Origin of the sequence: Dactylosporangium sucinum, from assembly GCF_014647515.1 — a bacterium.
In the GTDB taxonomy this organism is placed as follows: Bacteria; Actinomycetota; Actinomycetes; order Mycobacteriales; family Micromonosporaceae; genus Dactylosporangium; species Dactylosporangium sucinum.
The window spans coordinates 61,640-75,517 of sequence record NZ_BMPI01000057.1; the positions used below are offsets into that span (position 1 = coordinate 61,640).

The 13,878-nt window shown below is 68.7% G+C and carries 20 protein-coding genes; 9 read left to right on the top strand and 11 right to left on the bottom strand.

Annotated features, from left to right (window positions below):
* The first annotated feature begins 110 nt into the window (after nucleotides 1-110).
* Complete coding sequence (locus IEZ31_RS41090; protein ID WP_190255535.1) at nucleotides 111-647, top strand: hypothetical protein; 537 nt, start codon at nucleotides 111-113, stop codon at nucleotides 645-647.
* A 32-nt stretch (nucleotides 648-679) separates the two neighbouring features.
* On the opposite strand, the gene IEZ31_RS41095 is transcribed toward IEZ31_RS41090, so the two are convergent.
* Nucleotides 680-1,354 carry a nucleoside/nucleotide kinase family protein gene (locus tag IEZ31_RS41095; protein ID WP_190255555.1) on the bottom strand — a complete coding sequence of 225 codons (675 nt, stop codon included), beginning with the start codon at nucleotides 1,352-1,354 and terminating at the stop codon, nucleotides 680-682.
* Between the two features lie 230 nt (nucleotides 1,355-1,584).
* Here IEZ31_RS41095 and IEZ31_RS41100 point away from each other — a divergent pair, with 230 nt between their 5' ends.
* Together IEZ31_RS41100 and IEZ31_RS41105 are read left to right on the top strand one after the other, a co-directional pair.
* Entirely contained in the window at nucleotides 1,585-2,160 is a 576-nt protein-coding gene (locus tag IEZ31_RS41100; protein ID WP_190255536.1) for a hypothetical protein, read from the top strand.
* Between the two features lie 140 nt (nucleotides 2,161-2,300).
* On the top strand, nucleotides 2,301-2,639 hold the full coding sequence (locus IEZ31_RS41105; RefSeq protein WP_229836473.1) for a TraR/DksA family transcriptional regulator: 339 nt from the start codon (nucleotides 2,301-2,303) through the stop codon (nucleotides 2,637-2,639).
* A 121-nt stretch (nucleotides 2,640-2,760) separates the two neighbouring features.
* Here IEZ31_RS41105 and IEZ31_RS41110 read toward each other — a convergent pair whose 3' ends face one another.
* Nucleotides 2,761-3,210, bottom strand: coding sequence for a hypothetical protein (locus IEZ31_RS41110; protein WP_190255537.1), 450 nt, complete (start codon nucleotides 3,208-3,210; stop codon nucleotides 2,761-2,763).
* Nucleotides 3,211-3,487: 277 nt separating this feature from the next.
* Between IEZ31_RS41110 and IEZ31_RS41115 the strand changes: the two genes are divergently transcribed.
* Nucleotides 3,488-4,120: a hypothetical protein gene (locus IEZ31_RS41115; RefSeq protein WP_190255538.1), complete on the top strand. Its 633-nt coding sequence runs from the start codon at nucleotides 3,488-3,490 to the stop codon at nucleotides 4,118-4,120.
* A gap of 63 nt (nucleotides 4,121-4,183) precedes the next feature.
* Here IEZ31_RS41115 and IEZ31_RS41120 read toward each other — a convergent pair whose 3' ends face one another.
* Entirely contained in the window at nucleotides 4,184-5,110 is a 927-nt protein-coding gene (locus IEZ31_RS41120) for an alpha/beta fold hydrolase (RefSeq protein ID WP_190255539.1), read from the bottom strand.
* A 68-nt stretch (nucleotides 5,111-5,178) separates the two neighbouring features.
* On the opposite strand from IEZ31_RS41120, the gene IEZ31_RS41125 reads away from it, so the two are divergent.
* Nucleotides 5,179-5,772: a TetR/AcrR family transcriptional regulator gene (locus IEZ31_RS41125; RefSeq protein ID WP_190255540.1), complete on the top strand. Its 594-nt coding sequence runs from the start codon at nucleotides 5,179-5,181 to the stop codon at nucleotides 5,770-5,772.
* A 58-nt stretch (nucleotides 5,773-5,830) separates the two neighbouring features.
* On the opposite strand, the gene IEZ31_RS41130 is transcribed toward IEZ31_RS41125, so the two are convergent.
* Entirely contained in the window at nucleotides 5,831-6,418 is a 588-nt protein-coding gene (locus IEZ31_RS41130; RefSeq protein ID WP_190255541.1) for a DUF4240 domain-containing protein, read from the bottom strand.
* 356 nt (nucleotides 6,419-6,774) lie between these two features.
* On the bottom strand, nucleotides 6,775-6,906 hold the full coding sequence (locus tag IEZ31_RS58365; protein WP_268241734.1) for a hypothetical protein: 132 nt from the start codon (nucleotides 6,904-6,906) through the stop codon (nucleotides 6,775-6,777).
* Between the two features lie 181 nt (nucleotides 6,907-7,087).
* Between IEZ31_RS58365 and IEZ31_RS41135 the strand changes: the two genes are divergently transcribed.
* Nucleotides 7,088-7,564, top strand: a complete 477-nt coding sequence (locus tag IEZ31_RS41135; protein ID WP_229836476.1) for a hypothetical protein — start codon at nucleotides 7,088-7,090, stop codon at nucleotides 7,562-7,564.
* A gap of 89 nt (nucleotides 7,565-7,653) precedes the next feature.
* On the top strand, nucleotides 7,654-8,064 hold the full coding sequence (locus tag IEZ31_RS41140; protein WP_373294767.1) for a Type 1 glutamine amidotransferase-like domain-containing protein: 411 nt from the start codon (nucleotides 7,654-7,656) through the stop codon (nucleotides 8,062-8,064).
* Here the strand turns inward: IEZ31_RS41140 and IEZ31_RS41145 are convergent.
* Together IEZ31_RS41145 and IEZ31_RS41150 are read right to left on the bottom strand one after the other, a co-directional pair.
* Nucleotides 8,003-9,340: an MFS transporter gene (locus IEZ31_RS41145; RefSeq protein WP_190255544.1), complete on the bottom strand. Its 1,338-nt coding sequence runs from the start codon at nucleotides 9,338-9,340 to the stop codon at nucleotides 8,003-8,005. The genes IEZ31_RS41140 and IEZ31_RS41145 overlap by 62 nt on opposite strands.
* Complete coding sequence (locus IEZ31_RS41150; protein ID WP_190255545.1) at nucleotides 9,337-9,945, bottom strand: ArsR/SmtB family transcription factor; 609 nt, start codon at nucleotides 9,943-9,945, stop codon at nucleotides 9,337-9,339. The genes IEZ31_RS41145 and IEZ31_RS41150 overlap by 4 nt, the downstream gene beginning before the upstream one ends.
* Nucleotides 9,946-10,110: 165 nt before the next feature.
* On the opposite strand from IEZ31_RS41150, the gene IEZ31_RS41155 reads away from it, so the two are divergent.
* Complete coding sequence (locus IEZ31_RS41155; protein WP_373294769.1) at nucleotides 10,111-10,572, top strand: DUF6924 domain-containing protein; 462 nt, start codon at nucleotides 10,111-10,113, stop codon at nucleotides 10,570-10,572.
* A 4-nt stretch (nucleotides 10,573-10,576) separates the two neighbouring features.
* On the opposite strand, the gene IEZ31_RS41160 is transcribed toward IEZ31_RS41155, so the two are convergent.
* The 3 genes from IEZ31_RS41160 to IEZ31_RS60035 form a co-directional block, all read right to left on the bottom strand.
* Nucleotides 10,577-11,422 carry an IclR family transcriptional regulator gene (locus tag IEZ31_RS41160; protein ID WP_190255547.1) on the bottom strand — a complete coding sequence of 282 codons (846 nt, stop codon included), beginning with the start codon at nucleotides 11,420-11,422 and terminating at the stop codon, nucleotides 10,577-10,579.
* A 54-nt stretch (nucleotides 11,423-11,476) separates the two neighbouring features.
* Nucleotides 11,477-12,469: an NADP-dependent oxidoreductase gene (locus tag IEZ31_RS41165; protein ID WP_373294768.1), complete on the bottom strand. Its 993-nt coding sequence runs from the start codon at nucleotides 12,467-12,469 to the stop codon at nucleotides 11,477-11,479.
* A gap of 709 nt (nucleotides 12,470-13,178) precedes the next feature.
* Nucleotides 13,179-13,391: an Imm32 family immunity protein gene (locus IEZ31_RS60035; RefSeq protein WP_444542476.1), complete on the bottom strand. Its 213-nt coding sequence runs from the start codon at nucleotides 13,389-13,391 to the stop codon at nucleotides 13,179-13,181.
* 199 nt (nucleotides 13,392-13,590) lie between these two features.
* Between IEZ31_RS60035 and IEZ31_RS41170 the strand changes: the two genes are divergently transcribed.
* Nucleotides 13,591-13,755, top strand: a complete 165-nt coding sequence (locus IEZ31_RS41170) for a hypothetical protein (RefSeq protein ID WP_190255549.1) — start codon at nucleotides 13,591-13,593, stop codon at nucleotides 13,753-13,755.
* On the opposite strand, the gene IEZ31_RS59555 is transcribed toward IEZ31_RS41170, so the two are convergent.
* Nucleotides 13,744-13,869, bottom strand: a complete 126-nt coding sequence (locus tag IEZ31_RS59555) for a helix-turn-helix domain-containing protein (RefSeq protein WP_373294770.1) — start codon at nucleotides 13,867-13,869, stop codon at nucleotides 13,744-13,746. The two genes, IEZ31_RS41170 and IEZ31_RS59555, sit on opposite strands and share 12 nt — an antisense overlap.
* Between the last annotated feature and the right edge of the window lie 9 nt (nucleotides 13,870-13,878).

Genomic DNA, 13,878 nt, shown 5'->3' on the forward strand with positions numbered 1-13,878 from the left:
CGACGAAGCGCTGGTCGCCGGCATGGCGACCGGCGACCCCCAGGCCGCCGCGACCCTCGTCCGGCGATAACGCACCGCCGGTCGAGCCGCCGGCAGGGTTTGAGAGCACCGTGCTGGCCGGACTGGCCCGCGCGGACCCGGCGCGGCGGCGTGGCCGGTTCGTCGGCGGGCTGCGCCGCCTGCAGCGTTCCGTGGGCCGTTCCGATCCGTCCCGGGCGCACTGGGGACGTCGCCTCATGGTTGGCGCCGCCGCACTGTCGCTGGGGGCGGCGGTCGGCGCGGGCGTCGTCTGGCAGCGCACCGAAGCGGATCGCCGGCTCGCCGAGCAGCATCGCCAGACACTCGCGGTGGCGAACGGCCGATACCTCAAGGCTGCGCGGCTGAGCACCGACGCCGGGGCGCCGGCGGGAACCGTGTTCCTGTACCAGGGTTCGCCGTCCTGGCTGCTGGCCACCGTGGTGGACGTGAGCAACGGCCGGTACCAGATGATGGTGGTCGATCGCGAGGGAACGACGCACACCGTGGGAGTTTGCGAGGTCACCAATCGGACCGGCACCGCCGGCTACCGCATCGACGTGCCGGTCGCCCAGGTCGCCGAGGTCCAGCTGCGAGGTGCCGATGGAACGAGACTCAGCGCACGACTCTGACCCGCCCCCCACGTGCGGGGCTTTGAGCGCGGTCAGTGTGTTCGGGTCTCCCAGACCGGCTGCTGGGGCTCATCGTTGTGCACGATGATGTCGACGTGATCGGTCGGGCGGACCGTCGCGAAGTAGAGCTGCTGGGAAGGAATGTAACGCTCGCGCCAGCGCCGTTCGACGTCGGCCCGAGATGACACCAGGCGCTCTCGGATCACGGCACGATCCACGGTCTTCTCGAGCGCGGTCGACACGAAGATGCGCAGGTCCCACCGATCAAACAGCTCCGGACGCATGAGGAAGACGCCGTCGAAGACCAGCACGGCGTCGGCGGGGGCAGTCGTGACCGGCGGGGACAGCGGAGTATCCGCGGCGCGGTCGTAGACCGAGCATTGGAAGCGTCGATCTCCGCCCGGGCCGAGCGGATCGAGCAGAACGCGGTTCAGCGCGTCGTAGTCGTGGGTGTCGAAGTAGCAGCCTTCGGCCGAATACTCGCCGCGCGGATAGCGCTGTGCCCGGGGGAAGAGGAAGTCGTCGATCGTCGCGCGGATGACGTCGCGGCCCTGTGCGCGCAAGACGACGGCCAGCTCGTCCGCGAGCGTGGTCTTGCCTGCGGCGGGCGGCCCGTCGACGGCAACCCGCGTCGGGTGCGCGACGGTGACGGACCCGACCGCCGCAGCCAACCGGTCGAGCACCTCGTCGCGGGTACGTTGGTCCATGTCCTGCCCCGTCCTTGTCTCGCGAACGTCGCCGTGTCGAGCCGACCCTATGCCCGCCGGCCTTGCCGCGCCCGCCACTCCCCCGAGTGAGCGACGCTACCGCCGCCGCCCGCCGTCCGGCCAGCGATGCAGCGTCTCGGCCTGCTGGCGTTCGGACCTCACGTCCGTGGGAACTTGCGGCACCGCCGCGCCGTCTCAGCCACGATGGACGCGATGACGAGGTGGTGCGCATGTTGAGACGGGTGGCGGCCGTGGTGCTGGTCGGGTTGCTCGCGGTGCTGGCCGGGCCGGCATCGTCGGCGTGCGCGTGCTCCTGCGCGGCCTTGACCGAGCAGGAGCACCTCGAGCGGGCCGCGTTCGTGTTCGACGGCGACGTGCGCTCGATCGACACGCTCGAGCCGGAGGCGCGCGGGGACTTCCCGCTGTCGGTGCGGCTCGTGGTCCGAACGGTACACAAGGGAGATGTGGTCGCGGCGGGCGGGCACATCCTCGTGGGCAATTCCGGCAACGAGGCGTCCTGCGGCTACACGTTCGAGCCGGGCAAGCGCTACCGGGTCTATGCGACGCAGCAGGGTCCGCGGTTCGTCACGAGCCTGTGCGCCGGCAACCGGGAGCTCGGCCCCGCCACGACCGGCGATCCCGCGTGGTTGGCGGAGCCCGCGTCGCCGGCCGCCGGCACCCCGCCGCGCGACGATCGAGCCTCCGCGATCACGCTGACGCTCCTCGTGGCCAGCGCGGCCGGGGTTGTCGCGGTGGTGATCGGTGTACTGCGGCGCCGCCGGTCAGCGCGGGCCAGCGGTGCGTGAGCCGACACGGTAGCGCAGGTTGGTCACTCCGCCGGTGTTCGTCAACGCGACGACACCGGGCTGGTACAACTCACCTGATCCACCTTGGCCACGTGTGCTCGTGCCGCCTGGCGTTCGCCCGGGGGAAGTATCGTAGGACGGTGGTCGACGACGGTACTCGTGCTGAGCTGGAACAGCTGCGTTCAGCCGTCGCCGGCGAGGTGCACGGGCTCGAGGCCGACCTGCACGCCGTGTTCGAGGCGAGCCAGGACTCCAACGCCGACGACGAGCACGACCCCGAGGGAAGCACGATCGCCTACGAGCGGGCGCAGCTCACCGCCGTCCTCGCCGCGACCCGCCGCCGACTGGCCGACCTGGACGAGGCCCTGGCTCGTCTGGACTCAGGCGTCTATGGCATCTGCGAACGCTGTGGCCGCCCGATCCCCGCCGGTCGCCTCGCCGCCCGCCCGTTCGCTCGCACCTGCGTCACCTGCGCCTGAACCGGCGCCCACTCGACGTCCTGCGGGCTGCTGGGGTCAGCCGACGAACAGTCCCAGCTTGATCACGCGCTCGGACGTAGCGGGCAGCGTCCCAGCGCTCTGTTGGCAGCGGTCGGGGTGGTCAGTGGCGCTGCAGGCGTGGCGCCACGAGCGCGTAGACCCCGCCGAGCAGCAGGCCGTACATGAGATGGCCCATCAGGCTCTGCCAGGCGGTGGCGTTGAGGATGAACACGTCGTTGCCGAGCTTGGCCGGCATGAGCAGCAGTGCCCCGAGCACCCACCACACGGCCCCGTAGCTCATGCCGATCACGGCCGATGTGACCGGGGTAGTAGCCCAGCGGGCGAACAGGATCGCAAACGTGGTGCCGATGAACGCCGAGATGGCCAGGTGCACCAGCCATCCGAGGGCCACCGAGGTACTGCCGACGAGCATGGCCACGATCACGATCATGCCCATCATCTGCATCAGAACGCCGAACATGATTCCACCGACGAGCCCGCCGGCGACCCCTGCCGCGATTCGGGCCGGCAGCGTGGTGGCCGTGGTGGGCGGGGCGGGTACGGTCGTCACGGTTCATCCTCCTTCTGCCTGGTATCTCGCCGACCGTAAGGCCGGCCTGTGCATCAGATCCTTCAGTGACCGTGCACACACTTCGGCAGTTCACCCTCACGATCGGTGCCTCATCCGGCTGACCGACGGAAATGGCGAGCGCGTGCCCCGTCCACCTCCCAAATCGCGTGGCGCCGGAATCGCCCAGGGTAGGCGGTAGGCCCGGATCGAGAAGGTGAGGTCGGCCGGAGCCGGAACGAGCTAGCGTCTGACCCGTCTGCTTTTGAAGGGATTCGCCATGTCGTCAACTGCAGCACTGGTCGCCATCGTCCTACTCCTGCTCATCCTCGTCGGTGCCGCTGCGGTGGCGCTCGGCCGATTCCGCCGTCCGCGGCGGCGGCGTGGGCGGCAGTTCCGCAGTGTCAGCACGAGGGGCGAGAACACGATGCGTGAGGACAGCTCGATCGATCCGGCGGCGGCCAGTGCGGCACCACCGCCCTTCCAAGCACCACCACCCATGGATGCCGACAATGCAGGTGCCCAGGCCTATGCGGCACAGGGCGGCGGCGCCCGCGGGATGGACGGCCCGGACGCGCAGCAGGCAACCCACCGGCCACGGGCGGCCGATGACGCCCGATCGCAGTATGCTGTCCCGGTCGTGCCGCAGGCGGGGATCTGGGATACCACGCAGGCGCAGGATCTCCGGCGGCGTTGGCACGAGGTGGAGAGCGGGTTCGTCGCGGACCCGCCGGGCAGCGTCACCGAGGCTCGGCAACTGTTGGACGAGGCGATGAAGGCCCTCGCAGACAACGTCTACAGCCGCGAGGAGCAGCTCGAACGCGGCGGCGCACAGGCGTCGGACAGTATCGCGGGCATGCGCGACACCGTGCTGCAGTACCACCAGATGTTCGATCGGTTGTTGTCCGTCTGAGCTGAGGACGCGTGGACCATCCACCGGCCCACGACGCTGCCCGACCGGCCGGGGCTGGTGCCCCTATCGACTCCTGGTGCCGCCATTGGGGTCGGCCAGTAGGGCGTTGGACGCGATCGCGTCGACCAGCGTTGGCCACTGCTGCCTGGGCAGCCCGTGTCCCATGCCCGGCAGCACCACGGCGCGGGCGCCCGGGATCTTCCTGGCGAGTGCGGCGGCGGCGGAGGGCCGGATGAACGGGTCGTCGGCGCCGTTGATGAGCACCGTCGGCACCTTGATCTCGCCGACCCGGGCGGCGAGCGCACCGGCTGCGCGTCCGGCGGCGAGGTGGCGCTGGGTGCTGCCGGGATCCCGCGGCGAGCGTGCGTGACTGGCCTGGGCCATCTGCCGGGCGATGTCCTCGTCGAACGGGCGGTTCGGCGACGCCATCAACCGGGCGATCTCGACCAGGGTCTGCACGGCGCCCTCATCGGTGGCGGGAAGCTTGAGCCGGCGCAGGTGACGGGCGAGGCGCGGGAAGTAGCCGAACTTGAGGTACCGAATCGCATCGATCTTCTTTGTGGGTGCGGTGAAGACGCCGGCGATGGACCGCACGCGCTCGGGATGCAGGGTGGCGGTGGCCAGCGCGATGCTGCTGCCCATGGAGCCGCCCAACAGGTGCGCGTCCTGCCAGCCCATCGCGTCCATCACCGCGAGGCCGTCGCCGATCATGTCGACGGTGGTGTACGGCGGGTCGGGCGAGCCGCGGAACAGGACCTTGAACGGGTTCTCCCGGCGCGGCGAGGTGAAGTGGGTGGACAGCCCGGCGTCGCGGTTGTCGAACCGCACCACCTGGAAGCCGCGTTCGCCCAGTGCCTGGCAGAACCCGTCCGGCCACCACACCATCTGGAAGTCGAGGCCCATGATGAGCAGCAACGGCTCACCATCGGCGGGTCCGAAGGTCTCGTACGCGATACTCACGTCGCCGTTGCGGACGGTCTGCACAGCCATCACGGACCTCCCCTGCGGTACCTTTGACAATGCACTTGCATTGTAACCCGGATGATTGACGGTGCGCCATGCCCCGCAAGGTCGACCACGACGAGCGCCGCCGGCACATCGTCGAGGCGCTGCTGCACATCGCCGGCACCGACGGCCTCGACGCGGTGTCGCTGCGTGAGGTCGCGCAGCAGGCCGGGGTGTCGATGGGCGCGGTGCAGCACTACTTCGCCACGAAGGAGGAGATGCTCGCCTACGCGCTGCGGCACTGGCTCAGCCTGAGCGTGCACGCACGCTTCAGCGGCCGGGTGAGGGTCCGCCTGGGCGCCGAGACGAAGCCCGAGGCGGTACTGCGGGCGCTGGCCGCCGAGTACCTGCCGCACGACGAGGCGAGCCGCTTCGACGCCCGCGTCGCCGCCGCGTTCCTGTCCCGGGCCGCCGTCGATCCCGCACTGGCGCAGACGCTCGTGCCCGCCATCGGGGGATTCGTCGGTACCCTCAAAGCGCTCCTCGACAGCACCGGCACCCGCCTCGACACGGCCACCGAGGCGCGCCGGCTGGCCGCGCTCCTCGACGGCCTGCGGACGCCGGTCCTGCTCGGCGCCCTGCCCCACGATCAGGCCATGGCCGTGGTCGAGCAGCACCTCCGCGACATTCTCGCCCGCGACCGGTGACTGCCCACTCGACAAGCACCCGCGTCCTGCGAGGTGGCGCCGGTCGCGTCCGGCACCCTCAGGGCCGTGGATAGCGTTCGCGTGGGAACAGCCGGTTGAGCCGTGGTAGACGCCGTTCGATCTCGGCCGCACTGTCGGTGTTCCACGTCCTGCCGGCGGTCTGCGGATCTGCGGGGCGGCGGTGACCGCGTTCGCTGAGGGCGTCGTCGATGCCGTCCTCCTGGCCGGTGCGCCGGTCATAAGCGAGGGAGGCCACGGCGTTCAGATCTTCCCAGTGGGGCCAGTCAGCATCGGCCCACTGCCGTGGACGGCGATCAGCGAGGGCCTGCACCGCAGGTACGTCGACGAGATTGTCCGGATCCTGAGCGGCGTGCTGACACCAGCGCCGACCCTGACCGATGAGCCATGGCTGGAAGTACCAGAACGAGTCGCCACTGCAGAGACCGTCCATGATGAGGTTGGCGGCCCCCAACATGTCCCAGGTGTCGATCGGGCGGCGAGCAGCATCGAGGTGGATCTGAAAATCCACGATGTGATCCAGGGCGATCCGGCTGAGCCGATGCTCCAGCCAGGCAGCCCTGCGCTGTGGATGGGTCTCCTCCTCCGCTGAGCGCTCCAAGAACCGCCAGAAGTCCGCCACGTCCACGGCGATGACGGTACGCGCCGAGGCCCCGACCTCGATCGCTGGCATCCGGATCTGGCCGCCGACCGCGCGCGTGAGGTCCGAGCAGCGCAGACCGCCTGCGGCCGAGTCCCGTCGACGGCCGTTTCCCGGTCGTTGGCGGTGAAACCACCCGGATGCACGCCGACCACAAACGCGAAGTGATCGACCAGCACATTATGGAGCGCTCGTCAGAGTCGCGGGAGGGGAGCAGCGGCAACGACGCCGCACCGACCCCGACCAGACCCGACCGCCACCACCCGACCGGCGCCACCGCCCCGTCCTGCACGGTGCCAGCCTGGCAGCCGACGCCCGACCCGGCGAGAGCCGACGCAACATCTTCACAACACCACCACGTCGCCCCAGAGCCGGCAGTTCGAGCAGCCGACCGCACGCTTCGGACTTTCCGAAGAGGTCAAGCCATCGCGAACGCGCTGGTCGTGGCCTTTGGGCGAGGAGACGATGAGCGTCATCGGTGAACGATCCACGACGGCGGATCGTCACGAAGCGAGGGTCTCGAACCTTCGGGAGGATCATGACTTGTACGATGCGCGCTGCGTCCGCGGCGGCTCGGACGACGGTGGGGCAGCGGATCGCGGCCGGCACTCCTAGCCTGGTTCCGTGAAGAAGGCAGCCGTCCTGTTGGTGTCGGTGGTGGTCGCGGTCGTCGGGCTGGCCGCCTGTACCCGCCCGGCCAACCCGGATCCCGCGCTGGAGCCGTTCGTGATGGAGACCATCGGCGGGGAGGTGGCGTCCTACGACCGGCTGGTCGGCGCGTGGCATTCGACGGAGTACGGCGAGCCGTTCGTCGAGGTCTCGATCCGTGAAGGTTGGAGCATTCATCTCCGCGGGCGGTGTACCGGATCGGGCAAACTCAAGGCGCACGTGACCGCCGGAAGCCTGTCCTTCTCGGATGCCTGGACCTGCGACGGGCAGTGGCAGTTCCTGATGATGTTCTTCCCGGCCAATGAGACGGCGGTCGGCCGCATTTACCTCGGCCCCTTCACCGTGGCCCTCGACCGCGCGGACACCATCACCTCGTGGGACGTCGAGGCCTACTCGACGGAGCCGACCCCATCGCTCGGCCCGAGCCTCTCGCCATACCCGCCCCCGTCTCGGCTGCGCGCCTGATACGCCCCGAGCCCCAGTTTCAGCACCTAACCGGCCTGGGCTGGGCGCCGCTCGGTGTCCTGGAACTCACCGCACTTCCGACCATCGGCGTGAAGCGATGGGCCCCCTGGATTCGGGAGGCCGACGTGCTTCTCGTCGACGGCGGCGACGCAACGTATCTGTACTACTGGATGCGGGAGTCCGGGCTGGCCGATCTGCTGCAAACGCTGCCTGACACGGTCTGGTCGGTGGTGAGTGCCGGAAGCATGGTGGTGACGCCCCGGATCGGAGCTCGTTTCGTCGAGTGGCCGTCCGCAACGGACGACCGAACCCTGGGAGTCGTCGACTTCTCGATCTTCCCGCACCTGGATGCTTTCCCGACGAACACACTGGCCGACGCACAGCGGTGGGCCGCCGAAATCGGCGGCCCGGCATACGCCATCGACGAACAGACGGCCATCAAGGTCCTCGACGGCTCCGTCGAGGTGGTCTCCGAAGGGCAATGGGCGAAGTTCGGGTGATTGTTGCCCGGGCGGCCATCCTGGTCGCGGCGGACGCGGTCACCGCCCCTTCGGATATGTGGGTTGGGGTTGGGATGCGCGTGCGGACCAGAACTGCGGCGGCGATCAGGAGGCCGACGGTTCCGCCGATGAGGACGAGGCGGTAGTCGAGGACGGCTATGAGGATGGCACCGAGGGCGAGGCCGGCGGTCTGCGGTCCGGTGGCGCAGACCTCGAACGCGGCGTAGACGCGGCCTTGCAGGTGTGCTGCTGCCAGCCGTTGCAGGAGCGTGATGATGGCGATGACGATCCACGGCAGGGCGGCACCGACGCTGAGCTTTCCGGCAAGGACCACGGGCAGCCATGGGGTGGCCAGGCACAGGGGGCCGCCGGCGAGCAGCATCAGACCGACAATGACGGTACGGGTCTCGCCGATGCGCCGGATCGCCGCAGCCGCGGACAGGCCGCCCGCGATGGCGCCGAGGCCGTGGGCTACCTGGGTGACGCCGATGAACTGTGGGGCGCGGTGCAGACCCTGGCTGATGACGGCATAGCTGGTTGCGTCGCCGGCACCGACGGCGAAGGCGGCGATCGCGCTAGCGAAAGTCACGCGGCGCAGCGCCGGGATGCCGGCGAGGAATCGGAAGCCGGCAGTGATCTGGTCGGTGGCGCGACGCGTTGGGTGCACCGGGTGCTCGTGCCGGGCGCCGACGTCGACCGGGTGTGTTTCGGTGATCCGGATTCTCGCGGTGAGGGCGGCCGCGGCGAGGAAGCTGGCCATGTCCAATGCGACTACGGCATGCCCGCCGAAGAACCCGAACAGGCCGGCGCCGGCGAGCGGGGCGAGAACCCTCAGTCCCTCCTGAACGGTGCGCAGTGCGGCGTTGGCATCGGCGAGCAGGTCTCGGGGCAACAGCGAGGTGAGCAGGGCGGACTGGGCGGGTGCGATGAGGACGTTGAGCAGGCCGTAGAGCAGCATCACGGTGTAGATGAGCCACACGTCGCGGCGGTGGTGTACCAGCAACAACGGGGCGAGGATGGCGGCACCGGACAGATTCGCGGCGATCAGGAGCGGCCGGCGGCGCACCCGGTCGACGAGCAGACCGGCCAGGGGTGCCAGCAGCGCGGGCGCGGTGAAGAACAGGAAGGTCAGCGCGGCGGCGGTGTCGTTGCCGGTCAGCGTTCTGACCCAGATGCCGCAGGCGAGCCACAGAGCGCTGTCGCCGAACAGGGACAGGGTCTGTCCGATCAGGTAGCGGCGGGCCTGTGGGTTTGCCCAGAGCACGCGGGCGTTCATTGCGGTTGTCCAGGTGGGGTGTCGACCGGGTAGACGCCGATGAGTACTTCGACGGGCAGGGCGCCATCCGGTCGCTGCTCGGGGTGGTCGTCGCGGACAGCCCAGCGGGCCCTGAACTGGTCGGCGATCGTTCGATAGGCGCCTGCCATTTCGGCAGCCTCCGCCGCGGTCACATGCAGGATCGAGGTGTGACCTGTGGCGGCTGCCTGCCACTCGGCGGGGTAGGTGGGCGCGGCGTCGACGAAGCGGCGTATCCGGGCTACGTGCCGGTCGAGGAGCACCTGGTCCAAGGCCTGCGCGGCGCGGGTGAACTCTCGATTGTCCGGCTGGGCGGGCGCGTTCCAGCCCGTGTGGGTCAGCCGCCAGGGCCGGGCCCTGCCCCGCCCGCCGCCGGTCTCCTCGACGAAGTCGTAGCGGGCCAGTTGACGCAGGTGGAACGAACACGTGGTTGGGGACTCGCCGATCAACTCACCGGCTTGTGTGGCGGTGAGTGGTCCGTTGAGGAGGGCTTCCAGCAGCGCCAGGCGGACCGGGTGGCTGAGTGCACGCAGAGTGCGTGCGTCGGAAAGAGTGCGTTGGCTGCGCGGCGTGGAGTCGTCAGGCACGTGTCGAGAGTATTCTCTCGAGAGATATCTGTCGAGAGAACAGCCGTGAGAGGTGGTTGACGAGGTGTCCAAGCCGCTGTCGCTGCCCCAACCTGACGATCTGAGCTCGCTTGTCCTGCGCACCGACTTCACCGATGACGCCGCCTGGGCGACCTCCAAGCCGACATCGGTGCCGAGGGTGCTACCTATGTCAGCAACGTCCGCTTTGCCGGCGCCAGCATCCAAGCCCTCGTCGAGGCCGATGCCGCCGCGGCCGACGACGACAAACTGACCTACCTGTTCATCGCCGATGCAACGACGATGGCAGACGCTGAGCGCAAGCTGATCGCTGTCGATCTGTTCGATGAGCCCGGTCGGACGTTCCGGCTTCCGACCCGATGGTATGCCGACGTTTCAGCCAACCTGAGCATCGCCCTAGCGGAAGTCGGGTATGCCGTCAGATCCCGGCACGCGCAGGGCAGCCATATCATCGCGGTCGACGTGGCCGACGCCGAGCGTACCCGCATCGCCCTACAAGCCCATCGAATTCGCGCGGCGGTGACGGACACCTACGCCCGCTTCGGCTTCCACTACTTCACTACCAGCGATGACGTCGACCGGCTCCGCCAAGCATTGAGCGAAGGCTGATCGTTCACAACGGCGTGTTCCGGCCGGGGCGGGCCAGCCGCCCGCCCTGAAGGAATGCTGAGGCGAGGATCGCCGACTCGCGAACGCACGTCACGAGAAAGTCCGCCCGGGCATCGAAACGGCTGCGCGGCGCTGACACGGTCAGCGACCCCGCAGGTGTGCCCTGCTGGTCGAAGAAGGGCGCGGACGCGCAGCAGACGCCCTCCGCGTACTCCTCGAGGTCGACTGCGTAGCCCTGCCTCCGGATGCGGGTCAGACGCTCCCGCAGGGAGGCCTCGGTCGTCAGGGTGGCAGCCGTGAGAGCCCGCAGCGGCGCATCAGTGAACATCACCTCGGCCTGCTCTGGAGGCAGGAACGCCAGGACCGAAAGGCACGAGGCTCGCGCGTGCATGTCGCCTGTGTAGCCGATGTCGAGCGTGTCGACCCGTAGGCTCTGCCGACCCTCGATCAAATGCTGGAGGACGAACTGATGGTTGAACCACCCACCGATATAGGCGCTCTCGCCCGTACGGTTGTGCAGGCCGGTCAGAATTGCCGCCAGCTCTGGCGAGGGACCGGACCGCAGCTGGATTCGCCGACTGAGGCGGCCCGCCTGCGGTCCGAGATCCCAAAGTCCATCGCGGGTACGCACGACGTAGCCCAGGGCACGCAGGGTACGCAGCAGGTGATAACAGGTGCTCGGCTTGAGCCCGCATACGCGTGCGACGTATTTCGCCGTGGCCGTGCCGTCGGACGAGGCGATGACCTCGAGCACCTCGAGTCCACGCGTGAGCGTGGTGAGGGTCGTCTGGGCGGGAGCGGGATCCGCGGCTGCCTCGGCGCCGAGCCTATGGCCTGCCGCGACACCCATGATCCCTACTTCCGCCTTCGACTTGCCGCCGGAACGCCCACCCACGAGACCAGCTCACGAAGGCTCCACTGACACGATCATCTTGCCGACGTTGTCGCCACGCAACAATCCGACGAAGGCATCCACGATGTGGTCGAAGCCTTCGATGATCGTCTCGGTCGCAACGAACTGGCCCGATCGCAGGCGCGGCACGACTAGATCGGTCCACTCCTGCTGAAGATAACCATATTCCCTGACCAGGTAGCCCTCGAGCCGCAGGCTCTTGCCCGCGATGTCGTACAGGTTACGCGGCGCGGCGGGCGGAGAATCCGTCTGGTACTGCGCGATGGCCCCACACCACGCGATCCGGCCGTGGTCGACGAGCGAGCCGATCGCCGCCTCCAGGTGATCCCCGCCGACATTGTCGAGGTAGACGTGGATGCCGTCCGGTGCCGCCGCGCGTAGCTGATCGACCACGGGAGCGTCCCTATAGTTGAAGGCCTCGTCGAAGCCGAGTTCCTCGACGAGGTAGCGGGCCTTCGCGGCCGAGCCGGTGCTGCCGATCACGCGCCCCGCGCCGAGCATGCGGGCGAGTTGCCCCGCTGCGGTACCCACGCCGCCGGCCGCCGCGGAGATGAAGACCGTTTCGCCCTGCTCGAGCCGCGCGATCTTGACCAGCCCGACATAGGCGGTAAGTCCGGTGCCACCGAGAATGCCCAAATGCATGCTCAGGGACACGCCGTCCATCTCCGGCAGGACCCGCACCTGCGGGTCGTTGGCGTCCACGAGTGCGTGGGTACGCCAGCCCCCGCGATGGAAGACCACATCGCCGACCGCCAGCCGCGGATCGGCGCTTTCGAGGACCCGGCCGACCGAACGGCCCTCGAACGGTTCCCCGAGGGCCCATCCGTCATCCATAAGCTGGCGCATGTAGGGATCGACCGAGAGGTAGCGGTTCTCGACCAGGGCCGCGCCGGGGACGACTCGTGGTAGATCACCCTCCACGAGGTCGAAGTTCTCGGGCGTCGGCAGCCCGGTCGGCCTGCTGCGCAACACCATCGATGCCATGGTCATTATCGTCCCTCACTCGTTCCGGCGCACCCATGTGACCTGCTCACCGCCAGTCAAGACCAGACAGCGTGGCAACCTAACGCCACCGCACACGGTTCGCGACTATCTGAACAGAATGGGCATCAGGATCATTTACGGATCGGGACCTCGGTCGCCACCTTCGGTGACGACCGAGTTTGCTCTTGCCCAGGATCATCAAAGTCCGCCTCCTGCGTCGCTGGCGGACCGGCCCGCATCGCCTACTTACAACTCCTAACAGAATGATCTAGGCACTTCCGTCCTTTGTGGACGATGATCTACAGTTTCGACGTGCGGAAGGGCGGAGCCAGTGCTACCGGCGGATCTCGCGCCCGCATTCAGGCGGGAGTATCGGCTTCCTTTCCATGTGGAGTGGCTTCCGAGGTTATGTGAGCGGTGGGGTTGCGGATGGCCTCTGCCTCCGCATACCGCCGACAATCGAGTCTTCTGTTCCAATGCCTGTCGTCAGCGCGTCTACCGCCACACCCGGCGGGCTACGGCTGCTCTCAACGCCAGTTGCCGTCCCCAGGTGGTGAGACGCGTGCCGGCCGTCGCCGTTTGATCGTGAAGTCCTGGGCCATCCCGCCACACGAAGACACCGACTACGCGAGAACTGCGCTCCATCTTCCCGTCCACCTGCGGCCATGATCGGGTGCGCGGATCTGCCGCGAGTCGGGTTCGGCGGTGTTCACCGCGAGTGGCGAGCCAGCAACAGCGGCACCGACTCCACAGCGAGCGGGATGGTTCCGGGGTCGAGGTGGACATGCGCTCCAGATGGCGCGTGCATGTCGGACAAAGCGAGGCACCAGCGGGCGAGATCCCGTAGTCCGGCTGGGTCCCCGAAGATCTCGACCGATCCATCCCGGATCTCGATGGTGACGGTCAAGCCGCGACATCGCATCCCTGCGTCTGCTCATGCCGCGAGTTGCGCGCGATGGCCGACGCAAGACTGTCGCGCTTCGCGCCCCGCAAGTCCGAGAGCCCGACTCGGGTTGCCACTTCGCGCTCAAGAAGCCGAGGGGCGTGCGTCCGCTGATCCCGTTGTCCGCGGGTGATGGCGCCGACGTCTCGTGCTCGCCGCAGGCCGATAGCATCGCCGCGTGGACGATCACAGCCTTGTGGCCGCGGTCCTGGATCTGGTCACACGGCCCTACCCCGCTGACGGACCCGGCCGCGGGTCCTGGCTCATCGGCGAGGCCGAGTCCTCGCCGGGCGGCCACTTCGCGCCGATCGCGTCGAGCCCGAGCGCGGCCTCAGCCAACTAACGACGGAAAGCGCTCGGCGTCTTGGAAGCCGCCGTGCCGAGCTGGGGCCTCGGTACCGCCGACGCCATGAACGACGAGGGCCGCGTTGTGGCCGTCCCCACGGTGCTCCCGCAACAGCGTCGC

What these genes read in the sequence shown, in the direction of transcription:
- IEZ31_RS41165 (WP_373294768.1), bottom strand. Translation starts at nt 12,469, where the DNA reads ATGGCATCGATGGTGTTGCGCAGCAGGCCGACCGGGCTGCCGACGCCC.
- IEZ31_RS41125 (WP_190255540.1), top strand. Translation starts at nt 5,179, where the DNA reads ATGCCCCGCAAGGTCGACCACGACGAGCGCCGCCGGCACATCGTCGAG.
- IEZ31_RS60035 (WP_444542476.1), bottom strand. Translation starts at nt 13,391, where the DNA reads ATGCGATGTCGCGGCTTGACCGTCACCATCGAGATCCGGGATGGATCG.
- IEZ31_RS41095 (WP_190255555.1), bottom strand. Translation starts at nt 1,354, where the DNA reads ATGGACCAACGTACCCGCGACGAGGTGCTCGACCGGTTGGCTGCGGCG.
- IEZ31_RS41100 (WP_190255536.1), top strand. Translation starts at nt 1,585, where the DNA reads ATGTTGAGACGGGTGGCGGCCGTGGTGCTGGTCGGGTTGCTCGCGGTG.
- IEZ31_RS41115 (WP_190255538.1), top strand. Translation starts at nt 3,488, where the DNA reads ATGTCGTCAACTGCAGCACTGGTCGCCATCGTCCTACTCCTGCTCATC.
- IEZ31_RS41120 (WP_190255539.1), bottom strand. Translation starts at nt 5,110, where the DNA reads ATGGCTGTGCAGACCGTCCGCAACGGCGACGTGAGTATCGCGTACGAG.
- IEZ31_RS41145 (WP_190255544.1), bottom strand. Translation starts at nt 9,340, where the DNA reads ATGAACGCCCGCGTGCTCTGGGCAAACCCACAGGCCCGCCGCTACCTG.
- IEZ31_RS58365 (WP_268241734.1), bottom strand. Translation starts at nt 6,906, where the DNA reads ATGACGCTCATCGTCTCCTCGCCCAAAGGCCACGACCAGCGCGTTCGC.
- IEZ31_RS41160 (WP_190255547.1), bottom strand. Translation starts at nt 11,422, where the DNA reads ATGGGTGTCGCGGCAGGCCATAGGCTCGGCGCCGAGGCAGCCGCGGAT.